Genomic DNA, 22,799 nt, shown 5'->3' with positions numbered 1-22,799 from the left:
ATGGCCAATGAAAAAAATAAAAAAGCTGCTGAGGGGGAACAGGCAGCGGTTGAATCTGAAAAGTTTGATATAAAAGAACTGCCGGAGATCAAACTGCTTATGGAAGCGGCAAAAAAAGCCGGAACCCTTGACAATGCTGAAATGGAGAAAGTTGTTGAGAAGCTTGAAATAGAAGCGGAAGATATCGAAGTGATCTATGCTCAACTTCAAAAAGATGGCGTTGAAATTTCCTTGGCAGATCTTGATATGGATGATGATGATATTGATTTATCTGATGAAGAAATTGAAAAGCTGGAAGAAGAAAATCAAAAAGAGATTGACCTGGCTGATGCAGTGAGCGTTAATGATCCGGTTCGTTTATACCTGAAAGAAATTGGAAAGGTTCCCCTTTTAACCGGGGATCAAGAAATGAAACTGGCTAAGCGAATGGAAGAAGGCGATGAATCAGCAAAAAAAGAACTGGCAGAAGCTAACTTAAGACTGGTTGTCAGTATTGCTAAACGCTATGTTGGACGAGGTATGTCATTTCTTGATCTGATCCAGGAAGGGAATCTGGGGTTAATTAAAGCAGTAGAGAAGTTTGACTACACGAAAGGGTTTAAATTTTCTACCTATGCAACCTGGTGGATTCGTCAGGCAATTACCCGAGCCATTGCTGATCAGGCGCGAACTATCCGAATTCCTGTTCATATGGTAGAAACGATCAATAAACTGATTCGAGTATCTCGTCAGTTACTCCAGGAATTAGGGCGTGAACCTACTCCAGCCGAAATCGGCAAGGAAATGGATTTTTCAGAAGAAAAGGTCAGAGAGATTCAAAAAATTGCTCAGGATCCGGTATCATTGGAAACTCCGATTGGGGAGGAAGAAGACAGTCATCTGGGTGACTTTATCCCCGATGATGATGCACCAGCTCCAGCTGAAGCTGCGTCTTATGCGCTTCTAAAAGAGCAGCTGATTGAAGTATTAAACACCCTGACTGACCGTGAGGAAAAAGTGCTAAGACTTCGCTTTGGTTTGGATGATGGCAGAGCCCGAACGCTGGAGGAAGTCGGTAAGGAGTTCAATGTCACTAGAGAGCGAATTCGCCAGATTGAGGCCAAAGCGCTAAGAAAACTTCGACATCCTAGCCGCAGCAAAAAATTGAAAGACTATTTAACCTAAAATGAGCATAAAGTTGCCCCCTAGACTAAAAAGAATAGCGGAATGTGCAAGCGGTTTTCAGACGCTGGCTGATATCGGCACGGATCATGGATATATACCGGTTAAGATGATTCAGGAAGGCCGTGTTAAGGGCGCTATCGCCTGCGATATCAACAGAATGCCGCTTCAGAAAGCAGAAGATTTGATTCAGGCGAATCACTTGTCCGATAAAATTAAGACCCGACTTGGTTCGGGTCTTTCTGTGCTTGAAGAAAACGAAGCAGACCTGGTCGTTATTGCCGGAATGGGTGGGGTTCTGATTTCGGATATTCTTGAAGCTTCTGAAAAAGTCGCTAAATCGGTGAATACCCTGATTCTTCAACCGATGAATGCACAAAATGTTTTACGGCATTACCTTGAGGATAACGGATATAATATTGTTGGCGAAGCGCTGGCAAAAGAAGGAAAACGTGTTTATGAAATTCTGATTGTTCAGGTCGGAAAAATGAAGGTCAGAAATGAACTTGAATACGAACTTGGCATTGATTATCAAAAACGGTTAGATCCGCTACTGATTGATTTGATTGACAGAAAACTGGAACTTGAAATGCGGATTATTGCAGCAACAGAGGATAAAATTACTCCAGTTGCAAAAGAACAGTATAAAAAGAGCAAGGATTATATTGAAAAACTCAATGAGGTGAAGAGATGGCTGTCAGACTTGAACAAATTATAAAAGGGATTGAAACAGTTGCGCCGCGGTATCTTCAAGAATCATGGGATAACGTGGGATTGATGCTGGGTGAACGCAGTCAGATGATTGAGAAGATTATACTGACTCTTGATGTTACTGAAGCAGTGATTGAAGAAGCGATAGAAGAACAAGTCGACTTGATTATCAGTCATCATCCTTTTATTTTCAGCGGACTCAAAACGCTGTCTTGTGACACTTTAAAAGGCCGAATGATCAGAAGGTTAATTCAGAATAATATCAGTGTTTACTCAGCTCACACTAATCTGGATTTGGCAAGATTTGGTCTTAACGATTTTGTTGGCAATAAACTGGGATTAAAAAGCATGAAACCGCTGGAAAATTTTGTCGAAAATTATGTTAAATTGGCAGTATTTGTTCCTGCAACCCATGAAAAAGAAATACTAAATGCGTTGGGAAAAACTGGTGCCGGTGCAATTGGCAATTATGATTCATGCAGTTTTTCATGTTCTGGTACAGGACGTTTTCGTCCGCTGACGGGGGCAGATCCCTTTATCGGAACAGTTAACGAGTTTGAGGCTGTAAAAGAGCTACGCATTGAAGCAATAGTTCATGAAAGGTCACTTGAAAAAACTATTAATCAGGTTAAAAAAATGCATCCCTATGAAACCATGGCTTATGATGTTTATCCGCTAAAAACAAAAATGGAAGCGATCCACGGCCTGGGGAGGATTGGTGAACTCCAAGATTCCTGCAATTCTGATATATGGATTGAACAGCTAAAAAAAGCTTTGAACATTAAAATTTTACGTGAAGCGGGAAAAAGGCCAGCAAGAATCAAAAAAGTTGCCCTTTGTACTGGTGCTGGTGCTGATCTTTTATCGATAGCCAAAGCATTAAAAGCTGATGTGTTTGTGACCGGAGATCTCAAATATCACGACGGTCAAAGGGCTGAGGAATTGGGGATTTGGGTTCTGGATGCTGGTCATTTTGAAACAGAAAAATTCGCCCCGGACTGTTTAGAAAAAATATTAAATGAGCAACTTTCAGTGGATTGTCCGGCTATAATAAAGGCGAACAGTATGGAGGGTTTTCTGAAATTTATTTAAAGTGCTTTACTGTAAATTCAAAAAAGCGTATAATTAATTGATTTAGTAAATCATATAGTCGCAATCTTATGATTGAGGAAAGTCCGAGCTCCGCAGAGCAGGGTGCCGGGTAACGCCCGGTGGAGGCGACTCCAAGGCCAGTGCAACAGAAAGTATACCGCCAGCAATGGTAAGGATGAAAGGGTGAGGTAAGAGCTCACCAGCGGTATGGTAACATACCGGCTATGTAAACCCCACCTGGAGCAAGACCAAGAACGGATGTTAAAAGGCGATGGCTCGTCGCTGTCCTATGGTAGGTCGCTGGAATTTATTGGCGACAATAAATCGAGATAGATGACTATTTAAACAGAACTCGGCTTATAGATTTAGTAAATCGTTTTTGAAAACAAGGCATTGTGTTGGCACAATGCTTTTTTTTATAGGAGCAACCTTAAAATGAATAAACGGGAAAAGATTCTAAAAAAAATCAGAAACAGTTTGAAGATGAATAAACCGGTGATTGGTGTAGCAGTAGGATCAGGTCTCTTTGCCAATCAGGCAATTAAAGGAGGGGCAGATTTTCTGCTGGCCTTAAGTGCCGGAAGATTTCGGGTGGCTGGCCAGCCATCAATTGGCTGTATGCTTTCTTTTGTAAATAGTAATGAACTGGTCTTTGAATTTTCAGGTAAAGAAATTCTACCTCGCTTCAAGGAACAGTCAGTGATTGCCGGCATTAATGCTACTGATCCTAATTACACTCATGAGGAGCTACTTAAAAAAGTAGTTTCTAAAGGATTTGGCGGGGTAACTAACTTTCCCACAGTCGGTTTGATAGATGGTGTTTTCAGACAATATCTGGAAGAAAATGGATTTGGATATGAGCAAGAGATAGCATTTATGCAAAAAGCGGTGGCAGCTGACTTTTTTACAATTGCTTTTGTTTTTTCACGAGAACAGGCCAATAGAATGGCAAAAATTGGGGTCGATGTGATCTGCGCTCATTTTGGCTGGACAAGAGGAGGAGAAAAATCCGGAAAAGTATTTTCAAGCATAAATGAGTGTCTGGAAATGGCCGATGAAATATTTTTAGAAGCGGATCGTATCAATCCAAGCTGCTTTAAGATGATTTATGGTGGACCGATTAATTCACCCGAGGACGCCTATTATTTTTACAAGAATTCCCAAGCCATCGGATATATCGGTGGGTCAAGTTTTGAACGAATTCCCACTGAACTGGCAATTTCAGAGACCACCGATAAATTTAAAAACTATTATAAATTAAAACAGGAAAATAAGCATTTAAAAAAAGAATTACAGCGGAAAAGGGGCTTTGATGAAATTGTCGGCCAATCCAGCCTGATGCAAAATATGTATGAGGTTATCAATAAAGTTGCCAATAAGGATGTGAATGTCCTGGTTCAGGGGGAAAGTGGTACTGGCAAAGAATTAGTGGTGAAAGCCTTGCATTTTAACAGTAAACGTTACCTCGGGCCTTTAATTAAGGTAAATTGTGCGGCGCTTCCACCTAACCTTCTGGAAAGTGAATTATTTGGTCATGAGAAGGGGGCTTTCACAGGGGCTGATAAAAGAAGAATTGGGAAATTTGAATTAGCCAATCATGGAACGCTGTTTCTTGATGAGATCGGCGAAATGGAGCTTGAACTGCAGTCGAAAGTTTTAAGAATTATCCAACAGCAGGAATTTGAGCGGGTTGGCGGAGAAAAGACAATTTACGTTGATGTGCGTATTATCTGCGCAACTAACCTTGATTTAAAAACAGCAGTAGCACAAAATCATTTTCGTGAAGATCTGTATTATCGTCTGAATGTTATTGAAATCAATACTCCACCATTACGGCATCATCCGGAAGATATACCTTTGTTATGTCGGGAGTTTTTGAAAGAGTTTCAAGACAAATATCAGTCTGAAACTAAAAGACTGACACCTGATGCAGTAGATAATTTAATGTGCTACAATTGGCCGGGGAATGTAAGAGAACTTAAGCATATTATTGAACGGGCCTTTATTTTAAGTGATGGGTAGTTCATCAGACCGGAAGATCTTGAAATACAACAAACAGCGGTTCAGGCAAAGCCTAACAAAAATATGTCTCTGACAGAAGTTGTTGGCAGCAAAGAAGAGGTGGAATGTGCCTATATTATGGAGATTTTAGATGCCTGCCAGTGGAATAGGTCAATGGCTGCTAAGCGAATGGGAATATCTCGTCGTACTCTCTATAATAAGATTAAGAAATATGAACTGCAAAGCTAGCTAATTATATTTTCCCGTATTGGGAAAATATTACTCAGTGAGAAAGGCTTTGAGAAAACGTTTTCTCACTCATTCAATATCAATGTTATTAAATAGCCCTTTTGTAGTTCTGAGATGTTGGCATGGAACTTGCATTTATTGTTGTCATCAAAGGAACAGGGGGAATATTTATGAAAAATGTTGTACTTGTGGGAACTTTTGACACAAAAGGACAGGAATTTCAATTTGTCAAAGAGCTGATTGAAAAACAGGGTTTAACAACGACTACCGTAAATTGTGGAGTTATTGGTGAGCCTTATTTTACGCCAGATATTTCGGCTGAAGAAGTAGCTGAGGCAGGAGGATCTTCACTGGCGGCTTTGAATGAACAGCACGATCGTGGAATGGGTATCGATGTGATGATGGCCGGAGCCAGAAAAAAAGTGCTAAAACTTTTGGAAGAAAATAAAATTCAGGGAATTATCAGTCTTGGAGGTTCTGCAGGAACAACCATTGGAACCTATGTAATGCGGGCATTGCCAGTAGGATTTCCGAAGATAATGGTTTCAACAGTTGCATCTGGTGACACCAGATCCTATGTTGGCGAAAAAGATATCACAATGATGTATTCTGTGGTAGATATTTCTGGAATAAATGGGATTTCTAATCAAATACTTGCCAACGCAGCCCATGCGATTGCTGGAATGGTTTCTTTTGAAGTGCCGGAATTAAAAGAAGAAAAACCTTTATTGGCAGCAACGATGTTTGGTGTGACCACTCCATGTGTGACAGCAGCCAGAGAGTATCTGGAGTCTCAAGGTTATGAAGTACTGGTTTTTCATGCTACCGGAGCTGGTGGGATGGCAATGGAAAGTCTGGTAGAATCAGGCTTTATCAAGGGTGTCTTTGATGCAACAACGACAGAATGGTGTGATGAAGTTGCCGGTGGTGTATTTTCAGCGGGTCCTCACCGACTTGAGGCTGCGGGAAAAGCGGGCATTCCACAAGTCGTTTCAGTTGGCGCTTTGGATATGGTTAACTTTGGGGCGATTGAAACGGTACCGGAAAAATATAAAAATAGAAATCTCTATAAACATAATGCAAATGTAACTTTGATGAGAACAACTGTTCAAGAGTGTTCGGAAATGGGAAAAATCATTGCTGATAAACTGAGTTTGGCAACTGGTCCGACAGCCCTGTTTCTACCTTTAAAAGGAGTATCCGCTATTGACGTTGAAGGTGCACCTTTCTATGGCCCAAACGAAGATGCGGAACTTTTTAAACAACTTAAAGAAAATATTGCTTCTAATGTTGAACTGATTGAAATGGATACGGATATCAATGATGAATCGTTTGCTATTGCGATGGCAAAAAAATTATTAGACCTTCTGGAAAAATAGAATTATGTGGCTGCATAATTCAAAAGATATTAATATTTTAAATTTTAGGTCCAAATATAAAGGAGAAAAAGATGGCAATTAAACGTGAAGAAGTATTGAGACGACTAAAAGAACAGGCTGAAAAAGGCGTTTCTTGGCGCTGGGACTGGTATATCTGCTAAATGTGCAGAGGCTGGTGGAGTAGACCTGATAATTATTTATAATTCAGGACGTTATCGGATGGCTGGAAGAGGATCATTAGCAGGACTGCTTTCATATGGCGATGCTAACGCAATAGTAATGGATATGTCCAAAGAAGTGCTGACCATAGTTAAAGATACGCCAGTGATGGCGGGAGTTTGTGGAACTGATCCTTTCCGTGATATGGATGTATTTTTAAAACAGTTGAAAGAAGTAGGATTTTCAGGAGTACAGAATTTCCCGACAGTTGGTCTGATTGATGGCGTCTTCAGACAAAATCTTGAAGAAACCAATATGGGATATGATCTGGAAGTTGAAATGATTCGAAAAGCTCATGAGCTGGATATGGTGACGACTCCATACGTATTTAATGTGGAGGATGCAAAAAAAATGGCAGAAGCCGGTGCAGATGTTCTGGTTGCCCATATGGGGTTAACAACTAAAGGAAGTATTGGTGCAGAATCTGCTAAAACCCTTGATGACTGCGTTAAGCTTACACAGGAAATCTGCGATGCCGGAAAAGCAGTAAATCCTGATGTACTGGTCATTGTCCACGGTGGGCCGGTTGCTGAACCAGAGGATGCCGAATATGTATTGGATCGTACCACCGGCGTTTGCGGTTTCTTTGGTGCTTCAAGTATTGAACGTCTCCCAACAGAAGTCGCCATTACTAAACAGGTTGAAGATTTCAAAAAGATTAACATCAAATAAAATTCTATTAAATATTAAGACCTCCAAAACGGGGGTCTTTTTTTATTTAAAAATCGGTAAAGGATGATTTTTTAGATTTGCTTGTAAGTGATGTTTTGTTATAATAATGAAGACTTTGTGGACGGGAGAAACAAATTGGAAGAAAAGAAAGAACAGCTGGTACTAGCAATTGATTGCGGAACTGGTGGAATACGAGCAATAGTGTTTGATGCTTTAGGAAATGAACTAGGAAAGACAAATGCCATATTTTCTGGATACTATTCGCTAAAAGAAAGTTTCAGGGAAGCTGCACCAGATATGTTTTGGAATGCCCTGGTTTCAGTGGTTCGCCAAATGAAAGAAACTAAACCTGAAGCCTTTTCGAAAATCAAAGCGTTAACTATTGCCTGTCAGCGTGATGTTATCACCGTAGTTGATAAAACAGGCAGGCCGTTAAGGGATTTTATCAGTTGGCTTGATCGTCGGAAACTCACTAAGCCACTTCCTTTTCCCTGGCCTTATGCTCTGCTTTTTAAAGTGATTGGATTTACAGCTACAGCAAACTCTTTTAGTCGGACCTGTCATGCTCACTGGATTAAAGTATGCGAGCCTGAAATCTGGGAGAAAGCTGATAAACTTGTCTTTCTTTCTACTTATTTTATCAGCCGTTTAACTGGACGGATAGTTGAGAGCCGTTCATCCGTAGCTGGTCATGTTCCTTTTAATACCAAGAAAAAAGAATGGTGCAAAAAAACAGATGTTAAGGCAGCTATTCTCAATATTGAACCTGATATGCGCTTTGATCTGATTGATTCGTGTCAGGTTATCGGGCTTCTCACCGACGAAGTTTCAAAGGAACTGGGATTCGAAAAGCCTTGCCAAGTCATTGCCTCCGGCACCGATAAGGGGTGTGAAACCCTGGGGATTGGGGCACTAACACCGGAAACTGCCAGTGTTTCTCTCGGGACTCAGGCAACAATTGAAGTGACAACTGACCGCTACGTGGAAATTTATCCTTTTTACCCTTCCTTCCCGGCAGTTTCAAAACAAGCTTATAACCCTGAGGTTACCATCTATCACGGCTTTTGGATGGTTGACTGGTTTGTCAAAAACTTTTTATCTCATCTAAATCAGAAGGACGCTTTTGTGCAGCTTGAAGGGTATTTACAAGAGACGAAACCTGGAGCTGGGGGCATAATTCATCAACCCTATTGGGGTCGTGAGGCCTTTCATCCTGAAGCTAGAGGCGCACTGATTGGGATGACAGAGGGACATGACCGCAGGCATATTTATCGGGCAATTATTGAAGGCCTTGGCTTTGCCCTGCTGCAGGGAATTGAGCGAATTGAAGGAAAAACCAGGGTAGCTATTACTGAGATTGGGCTATCTGGCGGAGGCTCATCAAGTGATGAAATTATGCAGATTATGGCGAATATTTTTAATCGTCCGGTCTATCGGGTGCAGACTCGTGAAACAACGGGTTTGGGTGCTTCGATAGCGGCTTTTGTGGGTTTAGGTGTTTATAAAACACTAGATGAAGCATCTGCTGGAATGGTAAGAAAAAAAGATATTTTCTATCCCGATGCTAATATTAATGCATTATATGGTAAAATATATAATGATATTTATAAAAAAATGTACGGTCGTTTAAAACCGTTATTTAAATTGATAAAAATTTAAGAAAATAAGGGTATTATAGATTTTCGAGGAAAAGATCGAATCAGAAGCGTTAAACAAGAATTTATATTCATATACAAATAAGACGATGTGTCTTTCAATAAGAAGAGGTCATTTAATACATGAAAAATAATTATAAAATGGGTATTGATATTGGTTCCACAACGATTAAAATGGTAATTCTCAATAAAGAGGAAACAATTGTTTATCAAGCCTACAGACGACATTTGTCAAACATAAAAAACACTATAGTTGGACTTCTTAATGAAGCATATAAAGAAATGGGAGATTTATCGGCTCGAGTTTGCGTAACCGGTTCAGGCGGATTGATGATTTCCCAGTGGCTGGGAATAGAGTTTGTACAGGAAGTGGTAGCTGGAACTCGAGCAGTAGAGGAGCTGATTCCTCAGACTGATGTAGCCATTGAGCTTGGTGGAGAAGATGCCAAGATTACTTTTTTTAATGGCAATATCGAACAAAGAATGAATGGAACCTGTGCCGGAGGAACCGGAGCGTTTATCGATCAGATGGCAACACTTCTAAAAACAGATGCACAGGGTTTGAATGAGTTGGCAAAAACACATTCAACAATTTACCCGATCGCCTCTAGGTGTGGAGTTTTCTCTAAAACTGATATTCAGCCCTTAATCAATGAGGGGGCAGAGAAATCGGATATTGCTGCTTCAATTTTTCAGGCTGTGGTGAACCAGACGATTAGTGGACTCGCCTGTGGCAGGCCTATTCGCGGAAATATTGCCTTTCTTGGAGGCCCTCTCTATTTTCTTTCAGAACTACGTGAGCGGTTTATTAAAACACTTAAATTAACGGATAAAGAAGTTTTGTTTCCGGAAAATTCAAATTTGTTTGTTGCTATGGGTGCTGCTTTTCTGGCTAAGGATATTAATCCGACGGCTTTTTCGGATTTGGTATCGGCCGTGAGTCAGCTTGACGTAAGTATTGAAAATGAAGTGGACCGCCTGGAACCGCTTTTTTCTGACATTGATGACCTGGAAGCTTTTAAAGCGCGTCATGCATCTCGGGCAGTAAAACGAAAAGAATTGTCTGAATACCAGGGAATTGCTTTTCTGGGAATCGATGTTGGTTCGACAACGACAAAAGCGGTATTGATTGGTGAGAATGGAGAACTGTTATTCGATTATTATGGCAGCAATGAAGGAAGCCCATTAACACAATCCATTGTTATTCTCAAGAAACTTTATGAAATGTTGCCTTCTGACGTTAAAATCGGCAAGGCGACTGTGACTGGCTATGGTGAATCTTTGGTTAAGAAAGCCCTTAAAGTAGATATTGGAGAAATTGAAACCATTGCTCATTATAAAGGTGCACGTTTTTTCGAACCTGAGGTTGATTTTATTCTGGATATCGGTGGTCAGGATATGAAGTGTCTGAGGATTAAAAACGGTACAATTGATAGCATTATTCTCAATGAGGCATGTTCATCTGGCTGCGGTTCATTTCTAGAAACTTTTGCCAGATCACTGGACCTTTCCATGGATGAATTTGTGAATGAAGCATTAATGGCAAAACATCCGGTGGATTTAGGGACGCGTTGTACTGTTTTTATGAATTCAAAAGTCAAACAGTCTCAGAAAGAAGGGGCTGAGGTGGGAGAAATTTCCGCTGGCTTGTCCTACTCGGTGATTAAAAATGCGTTACAGAAAGTTATTAAAATTCATGATCCTAAGGAATTGGGACAATCGATTGTGGTCCAGGGAGGGACTTTTAATAATCAGGCGGTACTTAGAGCCTTTGAAAAAATAACGGGAAAAGAAGTAGTTCGTCCTGATATTGCCGGTTTGATGGGCGCTTTTGGTGCGGCACTGATTGCCAGAGAAGCTTATTTACCTGGCGAAACGACAAGCCTTTTGTCAAATAAACAGCTTGAGGGTTTTCAGGTAGATGTCAGTCATCGTCGTTGCGGTGGATGTACCAATAATTGTCTTTTAACCATAAACCGTTTTAATGATAAATCCCGCCACATTACTGGGAATCGTTGTGAAATTGGTGAAGGATCTGGGGCTAAAAATAAGGAATTACCCAATCTATTTGAATATAAGTATAAGCGTTTGTTTGATTACGTTTCATTAGACGAAAATATGGCTGAAAGAGGGAAAATTGGAATTCCTAGAGTTCTGAATCTCTACGAAAATTATCCTTTCTGGCATACTTTTTTCACAAAACTGGGTTATCAGGTGGTTTTATCACCAGAATCCAACCGACGGGTCTATGAAAAAGGAATGGAAAGCATTCCATCAGAATCCGTTTGCTATCCGGCTAAATTGGCTCATGGACATATTCAGGAATTGATTAATGCTGGTGTTTCGCTTATTTTCTATCCATGTATTCCTTATGAAGAGGAAGAATTTGAAAAAGCAGACAATACATATAATTGCCCTATTGTTATGTCTTATCCAGAGACAATAAAACATAATCAGGACGATTTAAACCGAGTTACCTATCTGAATCCTTTTCTGCCGCTTAATCATCCAGTCCGATTAGAAGAGCGTCTGATTGAGGTATTTAAGGATTTAGGTGTTGATAAGCAGGAGGTAGTTACCGCAATGGCGGTTGCTTTGGCAGAGAAAGAGCGGTTCAAAGAGGATATAAAAAGAAAAGGCGAAGAGACCATGGCTTTTCTAAAACAAACCGGTAAAAAAGGAATCGTTCTTGCTGGTCGCCCATATCATCTTGATCCTGAAGTCAATCATGGCCTTGATAATATCATCACGTCCCTGGGTATGGCGGTCCTGACAGAGGATTCCATCGCTCACCTGGCGCAAGAAGAAAAAGATGACCGTTTACGGGTGCTGGATCAGTGGAAATACCATAGCCGTCTATATCGGGCCGCAATGGTGGTGAATGACAGTCCTTTCCTGGAACTGGTTCAGCTGACTTCCTTTGGCTGTGGGCTGGATGCGGTTACCTCAGAACAAACTCAGGAAATTCTTGAGAGCAAAGGTAATATATATACCTTAATAAAAATTGATGAGGTTAATAATCTTGGGGCAATCAGAATAAGACTGCGTTCATTAAAAGCAGCAATGAGCGAAAGAGAAGTTAGTAATCATCCGGTTACCCCTAAAGCACTTCATAAACGGGTGATTTTCACCCGAAAAATGAAAAAAACCCATACCTTACTGGTCCCTCAGATGTCACCGGTGCATTTTGACCTGATTCAGGATGCCATGGAAAGCTCAGGATACAATGTCGAAATAATGCCCAGTGTTGACAACGCGGCTATTAATGAAGGGCTGATGTATGTCAACAATGATGCCTGTTATCCGACAATTATTACAACAGGTCAGATCATGGCGGCTTTAAAATCGGGTAATTACGATCTTGATCATGTTTCAGTTATGATGACCCAGACAGGTGGTCCCTGCCGGGCTTCCAATTATGTGTCCTTCATTAGAAAAGCATTGGATTCAGCAGGTATGTCCCAGGTGCCGGTGATTGCGCTTTCTGCTACCGGTATCGAAAAAAACCCTGGATTTAAGATTTCTTTACCTCTACTTAAAAAATTGCTGATTGGTGTCGTATATGGTGATTTGTTTCAGCGGGTTGTGAGCGCGACTCGTCCCTATGAACGATATAGTGGATCGACACTTGCGCTTTATCATTACTGGAGAAAGAAAGCAAAGAAAAATATTCAGGATGGGAATGTTAGTCGATTCAAAAGAAATGTTGTTCAGATAGTCGAAGAATTTGATCAACTCCCGAGAATCCCCAAAAATCTGCCTAAGGTGGCAATTGTTGGCGAAATTCTGGTTAAGTATCATCCGACCGCTAACAATAATCTTCAAAAAGTACTGGAAGATGAAGGGGCGGAAGTTATTATGCCGGAACTAATGGACTTCTTCTTGTATTGTGCTTATAATCAGGTTTTTAAATATGAGGAATTATCAGGTTCAAGACGTTCCATGAAAATCTCCCGCTTTGTTATTCACAGTTTGGAGCGCTTCCGTAAAGAAATGAAAAAAGCACTAAACAACAGTGAACATTTTTATGCACCATCAACAATTGAGAAGAAGGCTGCTAAAGCAAGTGAGTTGATTTCGCTTGGAAACCAGGGTGGTGAAGGTTGGTTCTTAACGGCTGAAATGATGGAACTGATTGAAGAAGGAGTTGAAAATATTGTCTGTGTTCAGCCTTTTGCCTGTCTGCCTAATCACGTAATGGGGAAGGGGATGATTAAGCCGATTCGGGAGAAATATCCGCGTTCGAACATAGCCCCCATCGATTATGATCCAGGTGCCAGCGAAGTGAATCAGCTAAATCGAATTAAGTTGATGATGGAAACCGCGAGGAAAAATCTGTCCAAAGAAAAATAAGGATTAATTATTCAAAAATTATCGATATAAAAAGAATTAAATAAATACAAAAGGCAGTGTCTATTGTTTCAAGAATACTTGAAAATCAGTGACACTGCTTTTTTAAATAGACCTAAATGCAGCAAAAAAAGAACCGTTACTAGACTCAGAAGTCCGGTAACGGTTCTTTTTTCTAAATGAAAAAGGGGAGTAATTCATTTAGGGATAAAGGATTATATGTGATATGTTTATTATAGAAAACGGACCTGAATAATACAATCATTATTTTTGCTTTAACGTTTGCAAATTTTAAAAAACGTTTACATTTTAATTTAAAATTAACATTTGCTTAACAGGACTTGTGTTATAATTATTAATTATATGAGAAAGAAGGCTGGGAATGAAGAAAATTCTGGTAATCGAAGATGAAGTAAATATATTTGAATTGATAAAATATAACCTTGAAGCGCAAGGGTTCGAGGTGTATGGTGTCCATGATGGTATGGAAGCAATGTCAAGAATTTTGGAGATTCAACCGACTTTGATTATTCTTGACCTGATGCTGCCAGGTAAGGATGGAATTAGCATCTGCCGGGAAATTAGGGAAAATTCAGCTGTATCTTATATTCCTATTGTGATGCTGACAGCTAAAAGTGAAGAGTTTGATAAGGTTTTAGGACTGGAAATTGGTGCGGATGATTATATTACAAAACCTTTCAGTGTAAAAGAATTATCAGCGCGGGTAAAAGCAGTATTGAGACGCACCGACCTGTTGCTTTCAAAAGATGAGGCGAGTATAGCAGTCGGAGATCTTTTAATCGAGCCAAAAGCATTTGAGGTCTATAAAAATGGAGAAAAATTAAGTTTGACTCTAAAAGAATATGAGTTGCTGGTGTTCATGGCTAAACATCGAGGTCAGGTTTTAACCAGAGACCAGCTATTGGATCAGATTTGGGGCTTTGATTATTATGGCGAAACCAGAACAGTAGATGTTCATATCAGATATCTGCGTAAAAAAATTGAAGACTCTGAGACCGATAAACACTATATTGAAACCGTACGAGGTGTTGGTTATCGGTTTATCGAGATTTAGGAGAAAATGTGAAAAAGCGATTAATTCTGGCGCTGACAATTGTCAGTGTTATCAGCATTCTAACCTGCGGAATTTTTGCGGCCATCAGTTATCGGGATAATTATTACGAGAATACTAAGCAAAGGTTAGTTCAGGATATCGATTATGTCAGCGGCAGCCTATTGTCTGATTTTTTGGAAACAGGAAAGACAGAGGAGCTGGAAGCCTTTTCGAATAGTACCTATATTCGAATGACGATTGTCGAAAGGGATGGCACGGTCTTGTATGACTCTCTTAAAGATGCCAGTGAGATGGAAAACCATCAGTATCGGCCGGAGATTATTGGTGCTTTTTCAGGGGAAATTTCTAGTGAAGCGCGTTACTCAAATACCCTTCTGGATGATATGCTCTACGTAGCGGCTCCTTATTATAATGATGTCGGTGAAATCAGTGGTGTAATTCGTTTGGCAATGCCTCTAAATGCTCTTGATACGGCTGTTTTTGAAATGATTAATAATATCATTTTTGTTTTACTGGCCACGATTATAGCAACACTGATATTGGTCACTTTTTTTGTCAATCGCGAATTAAGGCCGCTAGATGAAGTTTCAGTATTTGCCGAAGAAATTGCTGCTGGACAGTTTGGAAATGAAATGACCATGATTCGTGAGGATGAAATTGGAGAGCTGGTTGAGTCTTTGAATCAGATGTCCAGGCAGTTAAAAGGATTTTTTGAAGAAATGGACCATAAGAACTCTGAACTGACCTCGATATTGTCCAGTATGAATCACGGAGTTATTGCAATTGACGATGAGAATTATATCGTTCATTTAAATGATTCTGGGAAAAAACTTCTGAATATCAGGGATCAGGGAGATCTTACTGGTAAGAATATTCTGGAGGTGTATCGAGAATCATTTATGTATGAACTGATGGTAAAACTTGATGAAACCGGCACCGATAAAGTTCGATTTGAATCAAGGCTCAACGATAATCAGGTGATTCGTGTCAGCGTAAATCCGATGATAGAAAATAAAAGCGAGATTACTGGCCATATTATCGTTCTTGAAGATATTACCTTAATAAAAAACCTGGAAAAAATGAGACGGGACTTTGTGGCAAATGTCTCCCATGAGCTAAAAACTCCAATTACTACAATAAAGGGTTTTATCGAAACCATAAAAGAAAATGATATTAAAGATCAGGAGACGCTGGATCGGTTTTATAATATTATTTTTGAAGAAAGTAACCGCTTAAGTCGATTGGTGAGCGATATCCTGGTTTTATCTCAGCTGGAGAATAATTCAGGATTTGAAAAAGAAGAACAGCTGTTGAATATTCATGATGAAGTCCATCAGGTGTTTGATTTATTGGCTATTGGTGCCCGGGAAAAACAGATACAGTTGGAGCTGAGTGGGAATGCCAATACAAAAATTCGCTTTAAACCAGATGAGTTTAGGCAGATGATGATTAATCTGGTCGATAATGGGATTAAATATTCTGAAGCGAATGGAAAACTGGAAGTCTCTGTAGATGAATCAGAGAGTCAGATAGAGATATTAGTGAAAGATCAGGGTTTCGGAATTCCTGAAAAAGATATCGATCGCATTTTTGAGCGTTTTTATCGAGTTGATAAAAGCCGCTCAAAAGAAAAAGGCGGAACTGGTTTAGGTCTGGCCATTGTCAAACATATTATTATTAATAATAAAGGAACCGTGCGAGTAGAAAGCAGGGCCGGAAAAGGGACAACTTTTTTTATTAGTTTTCCTCTCTGATATTTTTGAAGTATGGTGTTTTTTTCAACAGGGACAGTAGCCCTCTGGCAGCTGTCCCTGTTACTATTCCTGTGGGAATGGCGATAAGCATTAGAACAGGAAAATAAGAAAAAATCAGATTTAGATTCTGGAGTACCAATGCAGCAACCAGAAGTTGACCAAAGTTATGGAATATCGATCCAAAAACACTGACAAGAATAATTGAAAATGAACGACGGTTCAATAAGGTCATAATAAGAAGACTAAGTAAACCGCCACACAGACTGTAAATAATAGAGAACATATTACCAAATAAAAAACCTGAGAGGATTACCCTGGCAATAACAAGAAGCAGCGTGAGCGGCCAGTTTAAAAGTATCAAAGAAATCATTGTTACAATATTAGGAAGACCTAGTTTGGCACCTGGTATGGGCAGCGGCATCGGAATAAAAGATTCAACATAGCTAAGTATCAGTGCAAGTGACAACAGAAGGCTTAAAAGCACGAGGCGGCTGGTTTTAGTATGCATTTTATTCACCGGATACTATTTCAACGATCAGCTTATGTGGAAGACAGACGATGGTTTCGCCTGGACTGGATATGGCATAGGTTCTTACACAAATCTGATCTGGACAATCGGCTTCGGTTATTTCGGCATGACCGCCGGAAATTGAAAGGGTATTAAATCCATTCTCCGTTTCAAAAATTTCGTTAATTTCAGAATTTAAGGGATATTTTGCGATTTCTTCGCCATTGACTGAGATGCGGACATAGAGGTCGGAATCAGTCATATTAAAAAGATAAAACAGGCCCATTCCGAGCAGAGAAATCAGAATAAGAGCGCCGATTATCAGCATTTCATTTTTTTTCATCAATTTTCCTCTTTTGAATAACAGAAGTTTGTTTAGTACAACCTATTTTATCGAAAAAACCAGTGATGGTAAAGGAAAAATATTTATGATTTTTTTAATGGAGTTTGGTATAATACTCTTATTTGTAACTTTAAATGGGGGTTTTTGATGAAGTTGGGAAAAAATAAAGCACTGGCAATAATTGCTACTGTCATAATACTACTGGTTATCACAATTGGCTTGTATCAGAACCGAACAGTAGAAACGGTGACGAAAAGCGGATTTTTGCTGGATACTTTCGTTAGCATCACCTTATTTGGTCAAACAGATGAAACACTTCTGCAGGAACCATTTGATCGCATTAAAGAGCTTAATGATGTATTGACTGCTTTCGAGGAGGGCAGTGACTGTCAGGAAATTAAAGAAAATGCGGGTGTGGCTCCGGTCGTAGTTTCTGATGAGACGATCGCGATTATTAAAGAAAGTCTACAGTTTTCACTGCTTTCTGATGGAAAGTTTGATGTAACAATTGGACCCCTTGTTGATCTTTGGGGGATAGAAAGTCCTGAAGTAAAAGAACCACCGACGGCGGAAGAGGTTGAAGCGGCAAAATCGCTGGTAGATTATCAGAAACTGTTTCTAAACGAAACTGACAAAACGGTTTATTTGGAAGAAGCTGGGATGGCTGTGAATTTCGGCGCAATTGCCAAAGGCTATATTGCTGATGAAATAATGGGAATGCTTCGTAATGAAGGCGTGCAACACGCGCTTATCGACCTGGGGGGCAATATACTGGTCATGGGTGGAAAAACTGATAGCCAGCCTTTTGGGATAGGTGTAGAAGATCCTTTAAACCCTGGTCAAGGATACATTGGCGTTATTTCTATTAGTGACGGGTCAGTAGTCACATCCGGGAATTATCAGCGCTATTTTACGGATTCAAGTGGGGTGCGCTATCATCACATTCTTGACCCGGATACTGGTTACCCGGCCGATTCAGGAGTTATACAGGTTAGTGTAATTGCTGAAAAATCGATTGATGCGGATGCCCTCAGCACGACATTATTTTTGCTGGGGACTAAACAAGGCCTTGAGCTAGTTGAGGGACTGGATCAGGTTGAAGCAATTTTTATAACAGATGATCATCAGATTGTCATGTCTTCAGGTGCAGAAAATTATTTCGTTTTTGATAAGGAGAATTATGGTGAAACTTATTCGATTAGTGAATAAGGCATAAAGAAAGGAAATCAATGTTAAAGGAAGCACTTAACGCTTATTTGAGCGAAGCAATAACTGTCCGAAGAGACTTGCATCAGATACCTGAAGAAGGATTTTCTCTTTTTAAGACCAGAGACTATATTTTAAAATATCTGAAAAACCTGGGCTTGTCGCCGGAAATCATCTGTGAATCAGGGGTAATTGTTTATATTAAAGGAAACAGCGATGAAGAAAATGCCATTGCTTTTCGTGCGGATATGGATGCACTGTGTATTGATGAAGAAAATGAAAAAGACTATTGTTCAAAACATCCGGGAATGATGCACGCCTGTGGTCACGATGGACATATGACTATGAATCTATTACTGGCAAAATATTTAGTTGATAATAGTGGAAGTATTCAGAGAAGTGTACTGCTGATCTTCCAGCCTGCGGAAGAGGGACCGGGAGGGGCAAAGCCGATGATTGAAGCTGGGATTCTTGAAAAGTATCCTGTAAAAGCGATTTTTGGATATCATCTGTTTCCCTTTATAAAAGAAGGCGTTTTAGGCACCCGACCAGGACCAATGATGGCGATGAACAGTGAATTTTTTATTCGAGTTCATGGTGTTAGTGGTCACGGTGCTGAACCACACCTGGCCAAAGATGTTATGATTGCCGGTGGGCAACTGATTATGGCTATGCAAAGTATTGTAAGTCGAGATGTCGATCCTAAAAAAAGTGCCGTGATTACTATTGGTATGATATCAGGAGGAACTAGAATCAACGTGATTGCGGATGAATTGAAACTATGCGGAACGATTAGGTCATTTAATTCTACAATTCATGCGATGATGCATAAAAGGATTACTGAGATGGTACGAGGCTGCGAGCTTACTAGCGGCTGCAGATTTGATCTTGAGTTTGTAGATATGTATCCGGAAGTATACAATGACGAGACGTTATTTGAAATTTTTAAAGAAGTTAATAAACCAGAAAAAACAAAAGTGATTGAAAAAATGATGTTGTCAGAGGATTTTTCTTTTTATCAGAAAGAAATTCCAGGCCTTTTCATTGGGATTGGTAGCGGAAATTCTAAAAAAGGTTTTGATAAAAATCTGCATACTAAAGAATTTAATTTTGATGAAAAAGTTTTGCTGACAGGCTTATCTTCTTCAATCCGTTTTGTTGAGTATAAAAATCTATATTAGTGGGAGAAAAATATGTATCAGGAATTTTCACAAGTTTACGATGAGTTGATGAAAGAAATAAATTATTCTGAATGGACAGATTATTTAAAACGTATTTTTTATAATAGTAAAAATGAAATAAATGAAGTACTGGAATTTGGATGTGGTTCAGGTAATATTACTCTAAAATTGGCGGAAAGCGGTTATCAGATGACAGCAATTGATATATCAGAAGATATGCTGACAGTTGCTGATGAAAAAGCTAATCAAAAGGGTATCAATAATATTTCATTCTATCTTGGAGATATGACAAATTTCATGCTTGACTATCAGTATGACGCTGTTATTGCTTGTTGTGACACAGTCAATTATTTAAAGGATATGGATGAGATACAGAGTTTTCTTATATGCAGTAGAGATTGTCTCAAAGAAGAGGGGTTACTCATGTTTGACATTAATACCTCCACCAAATACAAAAAAGTCATTAAGGATAACACTTTTATTTATAATTTAGATGATGTTTATTGTGTATGGGAAAATGAACCAGACTCAGATAACAACTGTGTTCATTTCAACTTGACATTTTTTGCGAAAAATTCTGACGGAACCTATAATCGTTATGAAGAAAATCAGACCCAATACTATTTTTCGCTGGAAGATATTCATCATTGCCTCCTTAACCTTGGGTATAAAAATATCAAATATTTTAACTTTGGAACTTTTCTTCAAGGGAGTAATGATGCCGATCGAGTCCAGATAGTCGCGGAAAAAAAATAAATTTGGAAAACTGTTGACAATGGGTTTGAATCCATGTATAATAACGTTCGTACCTTAAGTGCTGGTCGCATAGCTCAGCTGGGAGAGCATCTGCCTTACAAGCAGAGGGTCACAGGTTCGAGCCCTGTTGCGACCACCATTTTTACTAGGTTGGCCTGGTAGTTCAGTTGGTTAGAATGCCAGCCTGTCACGCTGGAGGTCGAGAGTTCGAGTCTCTTCCAGGTCGCCATTTGTGATTTGTTCAATTAAATGCCTTAGTATGATTATGGGCTTCGCGATATCAGATGTAATAATCTGCAGGAGTGGAGTCGTTAATAATGTTCGGGGGTTTAAACGATTACTTTCACCGGTACTATTTCTAACATCAAGAAATATTAAAACAAGCATTTAGTTGCCCAGATAGCTCAGTCGGTAGAGCAGAGGACTGAAAATCCTCGTGTCGGTGGTTCGATTCCGCCTCTGGGCACCATCTATGCGGAAGTGGCTCAGTGGTAGAGCATCGCCTTGCCAAGGCGAGGGTCGCGGGTTCAAATCCCGTCTTCCGCTCCAATTATCTGGCGCCATAGCCAAGTGGTAAGGCACGGGTCTGCAACACCCTCACCCCCAGTTCAAGTCTGGGTGGCGCCTCCAAATTTATTTCAAAATAAGCTTGACATTCGATAAATATGACGGTATAATAGAAAAGCTTCTTAAGAGAGGCGGCGGAAACTTAAACGTTTACGCAGGGTCATAGAAAAGAGAATAGTACCATAAAACCTGTAAATCAGTTGACTTAGGTCAACAACAATAAGAGCGGCACTCTTTAAAAAATGTCAACACGTGAAATCACGTTAAAAATGAGCTTAAGCCGAAAGGCTTTACAAACTTTTTATAGAGAGTTTGATCCTGGCTCAGGACGAACGCTGGCGGTATGCTTAACACATGCAAGTCGAACGAGAAGATTATGATTGAGCCTTCGGGTGAGAGAATAATCGGAAAGTGGCGAACGGGTGAGTAACGCGTGGGTAACCTGCCCTATGGAAAGGAATAGCCTCGGGAAACTGGGTGTAATGCCTTATAATATGCAGAAGTCGCATGGCTTTTGCATCAAAACTCCGGTGCCATAGGATGGACCCGCGTCCCATTAGTTAGTTGGTGAGGTAACGGCTCACCAAGACGACGATGGGTAACCGGTCTGAGAGGGCGAACGGTCACACTGGAACTGAGACACGGTCCAGACTCCTACGGGAGGCAGCAGTGGGGAATATTGCGCAATGGGGGAAACCCTGACGCAGCAATACCGCGTGAATGAAGAAGGTCTTCGGATCGTAAAGTTCTGTTATTGGGGAAGAACAAAGACGGTACCCAAGGAGAAAGTCCCGGCTAACTACGTGCCAGCAGCCGCGGTAATACGTAGGGGACAAGCGTTGTCCGGATTTACTGGGCGTAAAGGGCACGCAGGCGGTTTTTTAAGTCAGATGTGAAAGGTCCCGGCTCAACCGGGGAAATGCATTTGAAACTGGAGAACTTGAGTATTGGAGAGGCAAGTGGAATTCCTAGTGTAGCGGTGAAATGCGTAGAGATTAGGAGGAACACCAGTGGCGAAGGCGGCTTGCTGGACAAATACTGACGCTGAGGTGCGAAAGCGTGGGGAGCAAACAGGATTAGATACCCTGGTAGTCCACGCCGTAAACGATGAGTGCTAGGTGTTGGGGGAACTCAGTGCCGCAGTTAACACAATAAGCACTCCGCCTGGGGAGTACGACCGCAAGGTTGAAACTCAAAGGAATTGACGGGGACCCGCACAAGCAGCGGAGCATGTGGTTTAATTCGAAGCAACGCGAAGAACCTTACCAGGTCTTGACATCCTCTGACAATCCTAGAGATAGGACTTTCCCTTCGGGGACAGAGAGACAGGTGGTGCATGGTTGTCGTCAGCTCGTGTCGTGAGATGTTGGGTTAAGTCCCGCAACGAGCGCAACCCCTGTGGTTAGTTGCCATCATTAAGTTGGGCACTCTAAGCAGACTGCCGTGGATAACACGGAGGAAGGTGGGGACGACGTCAAATCATCATGCCCCTTATGACCTGGGCTACACACGTGCTACAATGGTCTGAACAGAGGGCTGCGAAGCCGCGAGGTGAAGCTAATCCCTTAAAACAGATCTCAGTTCGGATTGCAGGCTGCAACTCGCCTGCATGAAGTTGGAGTTGCTAGTAATCGCGGATCAGAATGCCGCGGTGAATGCGTTCCCGGGTCTTGTACACACCGCCCGTCACACCACGAGAGTTGGCAACACCCGAAGTCAGTGAGGTAACCGCAAGGAACCAGCTGCCGAAGGTGGGGTCAGTAATTGGGGTGAAGTCGTAACAAGGTAGCCGTATCGGAAGGTGCGGCTGGATCACCTCCTTTCTAAGGAAAACAGGGAGTCATGGTACTATTTTCTTTTGTATGACCTATGGTTATACAAATACATAAGCAATCAGCATAATAAGGAACGTAGTTTTTG

The 22,799-nt window shown here is 40.6% G+C and carries 15 protein-coding genes, 5 tRNA genes, 1 rRNA gene, 1 other RNA gene and 1 pseudogene; 21 read left to right on the top strand and 2 right to left on the bottom strand.

Features of this window, described 5'->3' with window-relative positions; genetic code table 11:
• From rpoD to Q5O24_10235, 12 genes and pseudogenes are all read left to right on the top strand, one after another.
• Positions 1-1,164: an RNA polymerase sigma factor RpoD gene (rpoD, locus tag Q5O24_10290; protein ID WKY46745.1), complete on the top strand. Its 1,164-nt coding sequence runs from the start codon at positions 1-3 to the stop codon at positions 1,162-1,164.
• A 1-nt stretch (position 1,165) separates the two neighbouring features.
• On the top strand, positions 1,166-1,879 hold the full coding sequence (locus Q5O24_10285; GenBank protein WKY46744.1) for a class I SAM-dependent methyltransferase: 714 nt from the start codon (positions 1,166-1,168) through the stop codon (positions 1,877-1,879).
• On the top strand, positions 1,852-2,964 hold the full coding sequence (locus Q5O24_10280) for a Nif3-like dinuclear metal center hexameric protein (GenBank protein ID WKY46743.1): 1,113 nt from the start codon (positions 1,852-1,854) through the stop codon (positions 2,962-2,964). Before Q5O24_10285 ends, Q5O24_10280 begins: the two co-directional genes overlap by 28 nt.
• A 42-nt stretch (positions 2,965-3,006) precedes the next feature.
• Positions 3,007-3,340: RNase P RNA component class A (gene rnpB / locus Q5O24_10275), an RNA gene on the top strand.
• A 59-nt stretch (positions 3,341-3,399) separates the two neighbouring features.
• Positions 3,400-4,986: a phosphoenolpyruvate hydrolase family protein gene (locus Q5O24_10270; protein ID WKY46742.1), complete on the top strand. Its 1,587-nt coding sequence runs from the start codon at positions 3,400-3,402 to the stop codon at positions 4,984-4,986.
• 63 nt (positions 4,987-5,049) lie between these two features.
• Positions 5,050-5,214, top strand: a complete 165-nt coding sequence (locus tag Q5O24_10265; GenBank protein ID WKY46741.1) for a helix-turn-helix domain-containing protein — start codon at positions 5,050-5,052, stop codon at positions 5,212-5,214.
• Positions 5,215-5,384: 170 nt separating this feature from the next.
• Positions 5,385-6,593 (top strand): Tm-1-like ATP-binding domain-containing protein, encoded by a 1,209-nt coding sequence (locus Q5O24_10260; GenBank protein WKY46740.1) that lies wholly within the window; start codon positions 5,385-5,387, stop codon positions 6,591-6,593.
• A 71-nt stretch (positions 6,594-6,664) separates the two neighbouring features.
• A pseudogene (locus tag Q5O24_10255) lies at positions 6,665-7,484 on the top strand (phosphoenolpyruvate hydrolase family protein).
• 135 nt (positions 7,485-7,619) lie between these two features.
• Positions 7,620-9,143, top strand: a complete 1,524-nt coding sequence (locus tag Q5O24_10250) for an FGGY-family carbohydrate kinase (protein WKY46739.1) — start codon at positions 7,620-7,622, stop codon at positions 9,141-9,143.
• 119 nt (positions 9,144-9,262) lie between these two features.
• Entirely contained in the window at positions 9,263-13,492 is a 4,230-nt protein-coding gene (locus Q5O24_10245; GenBank protein ID WKY46738.1) for an acyl-CoA dehydratase activase-related protein, read from the top strand.
• 379 nt (positions 13,493-13,871) lie between these two features.
• The gene (locus tag Q5O24_10240; protein WKY46737.1) at positions 13,872-14,564 is read left to right on the top strand and encodes a response regulator transcription factor; all 693 of its coding nucleotides are present in this window, start codon (positions 13,872-13,874) and stop codon (positions 14,562-14,564) included.
• An 8-nt stretch (positions 14,565-14,572) separates the two neighbouring features.
• The gene (locus tag Q5O24_10235; protein ID WKY46736.1) at positions 14,573-16,318 is read left to right on the top strand and encodes an ATP-binding protein; all 1,746 of its coding nucleotides are present in this window, start codon (positions 14,573-14,575) and stop codon (positions 16,316-16,318) included.
• On the opposite strand, the gene Q5O24_10230 is transcribed toward Q5O24_10235, so the two are convergent.
• Both Q5O24_10230 and Q5O24_10225 read right to left on the bottom strand, forming a co-directional pair.
• The gene (locus Q5O24_10230) at positions 16,302-16,826 is read right to left on the bottom strand and encodes a Gx transporter family protein (protein WKY46735.1); all 525 of its coding nucleotides are present in this window, start codon (positions 16,824-16,826) and stop codon (positions 16,302-16,304) included. The two genes, Q5O24_10235 and Q5O24_10230, sit on opposite strands and share 17 nt — an antisense overlap.
• Before the next feature lies 1 nt (position 16,827).
• Entirely contained in the window at positions 16,828-17,169 is a 342-nt protein-coding gene (locus Q5O24_10225; GenBank protein ID WKY46734.1) for a NusG domain II-containing protein, read from the bottom strand.
• Positions 17,170-17,316: 147 nt separating this feature from the next.
• On the opposite strand from Q5O24_10225, the gene Q5O24_10220 reads away from it, so the two are divergent.
• The 9 genes from Q5O24_10220 to Q5O24_10180 all read left to right on the top strand — a co-directional run bounded on the left by Q5O24_10220 (position 17,317) and on the right by Q5O24_10180 (position 22,702).
• Entirely contained in the window at positions 17,317-18,378 is a 1,062-nt protein-coding gene (locus Q5O24_10220; protein WKY46733.1) for an FAD:protein FMN transferase, read from the top strand.
• Positions 18,379-18,398: 20 nt separating this feature from the next.
• Positions 18,399-19,556, top strand: coding sequence for an amidohydrolase (locus tag Q5O24_10215; protein ID WKY46732.1), 1,158 nt, complete (start codon positions 18,399-18,401; stop codon positions 19,554-19,556).
• Positions 19,557-19,568: 12 nt separating this feature from the next.
• Entirely contained in the window at positions 19,569-20,312 is a 744-nt protein-coding gene (locus Q5O24_10210; GenBank protein ID WKY46731.1) for a class I SAM-dependent methyltransferase, read from the top strand.
• Between the two features lie 63 nt (positions 20,313-20,375).
• A tRNA-Val gene (locus Q5O24_10205) sits at positions 20,376-20,451 on the top strand.
• A 13-nt stretch (positions 20,452-20,464) separates the two neighbouring features.
• Positions 20,465-20,541, top strand: a tRNA-Asp gene (locus tag Q5O24_10200).
• A 164-nt stretch (positions 20,542-20,705) separates the two neighbouring features.
• Positions 20,706-20,781, top strand: a tRNA-Phe gene (locus tag Q5O24_10195).
• A 5-nt stretch (positions 20,782-20,786) separates the two neighbouring features.
• Positions 20,787-20,861: transfer RNA gene (locus Q5O24_10190), tRNA-Gly, on the top strand.
• 7 nt (positions 20,862-20,868) lie between these two features.
• Positions 20,869-20,942, top strand: a tRNA-Cys gene (locus tag Q5O24_10185).
• 237 nt (positions 20,943-21,179) lie between these two features.
• Positions 21,180-22,702 (top strand): 16S ribosomal RNA (locus Q5O24_10180).
• Positions 22,703-22,799: the final 97 nt, after the last annotated feature.

This window comes from Eubacteriaceae bacterium ES3, assembly GCA_030586155.1.
Taxonomy (GTDB): Bacteria; Bacillota; Clostridia; order Eubacteriales; family Eubacteriaceae; genus Acetobacterium.
Note: the sequence above shows the minus strand (reverse complement) of the source record. Positions and strands in the feature narration are given on the sequence as shown.

Bases quoted from the DNA above. Each gene is read 5' to 3' on its own strand.
- Q5O24_10260 (WKY46740.1), top strand. From the start codon at position 5,385: ATGAAAAATGTTGTACTTGTGGGAACTTTTGACACAAAAGGACAGGAA.
- Q5O24_10280 (WKY46743.1), top strand. From the start codon at position 1,852: ATGGCTGTCAGACTTGAACAAATTATAAAAGGGATTGAAACAGTTGCG.
- Q5O24_10225 (WKY46734.1), bottom strand. From the start codon at position 17,169: ATGAAAAAAAATGAAATGCTGATAATCGGCGCTCTTATTCTGATTTCT.
- Q5O24_10285 (WKY46744.1), top strand. From the start codon at position 1,166: ATGAGCATAAAGTTGCCCCCTAGACTAAAAAGAATAGCGGAATGTGCA.
- Q5O24_10220 (WKY46733.1), top strand. From the start codon at position 17,317: ATGAAGTTGGGAAAAAATAAAGCACTGGCAATAATTGCTACTGTCATA.
- rpoD (WKY46745.1), top strand. From the start codon at position 1: ATGGCCAATGAAAAAAATAAAAAAGCTGCTGAGGGGGAACAGGCAGCG.
- Q5O24_10215 (WKY46732.1), top strand. From the start codon at position 18,399: ATGTTAAAGGAAGCACTTAACGCTTATTTGAGCGAAGCAATAACTGTC.
- Q5O24_10230 (WKY46735.1), bottom strand. From the start codon at position 16,826: ATGCATACTAAAACCAGCCGCCTCGTGCTTTTAAGCCTTCTGTTGTCA.
- Q5O24_10270 (WKY46742.1), top strand. From the start codon at position 3,400: ATGAATAAACGGGAAAAGATTCTAAAAAAAATCAGAAACAGTTTGAAG.
- Q5O24_10245 (WKY46738.1), top strand. From the start codon at position 9,263: ATGAAAAATAATTATAAAATGGGTATTGATATTGGTTCCACAACGATT.
- Q5O24_10210 (WKY46731.1), top strand. From the start codon at position 19,569: ATGTATCAGGAATTTTCACAAGTTTACGATGAGTTGATGAAAGAAATA.
- Q5O24_10265 (WKY46741.1), top strand. From the start codon at position 5,050: ATGTCTCTGACAGAAGTTGTTGGCAGCAAAGAAGAGGTGGAATGTGCC.
- Q5O24_10240 (WKY46737.1), top strand. From the start codon at position 13,872: ATGAAGAAAATTCTGGTAATCGAAGATGAAGTAAATATATTTGAATTG.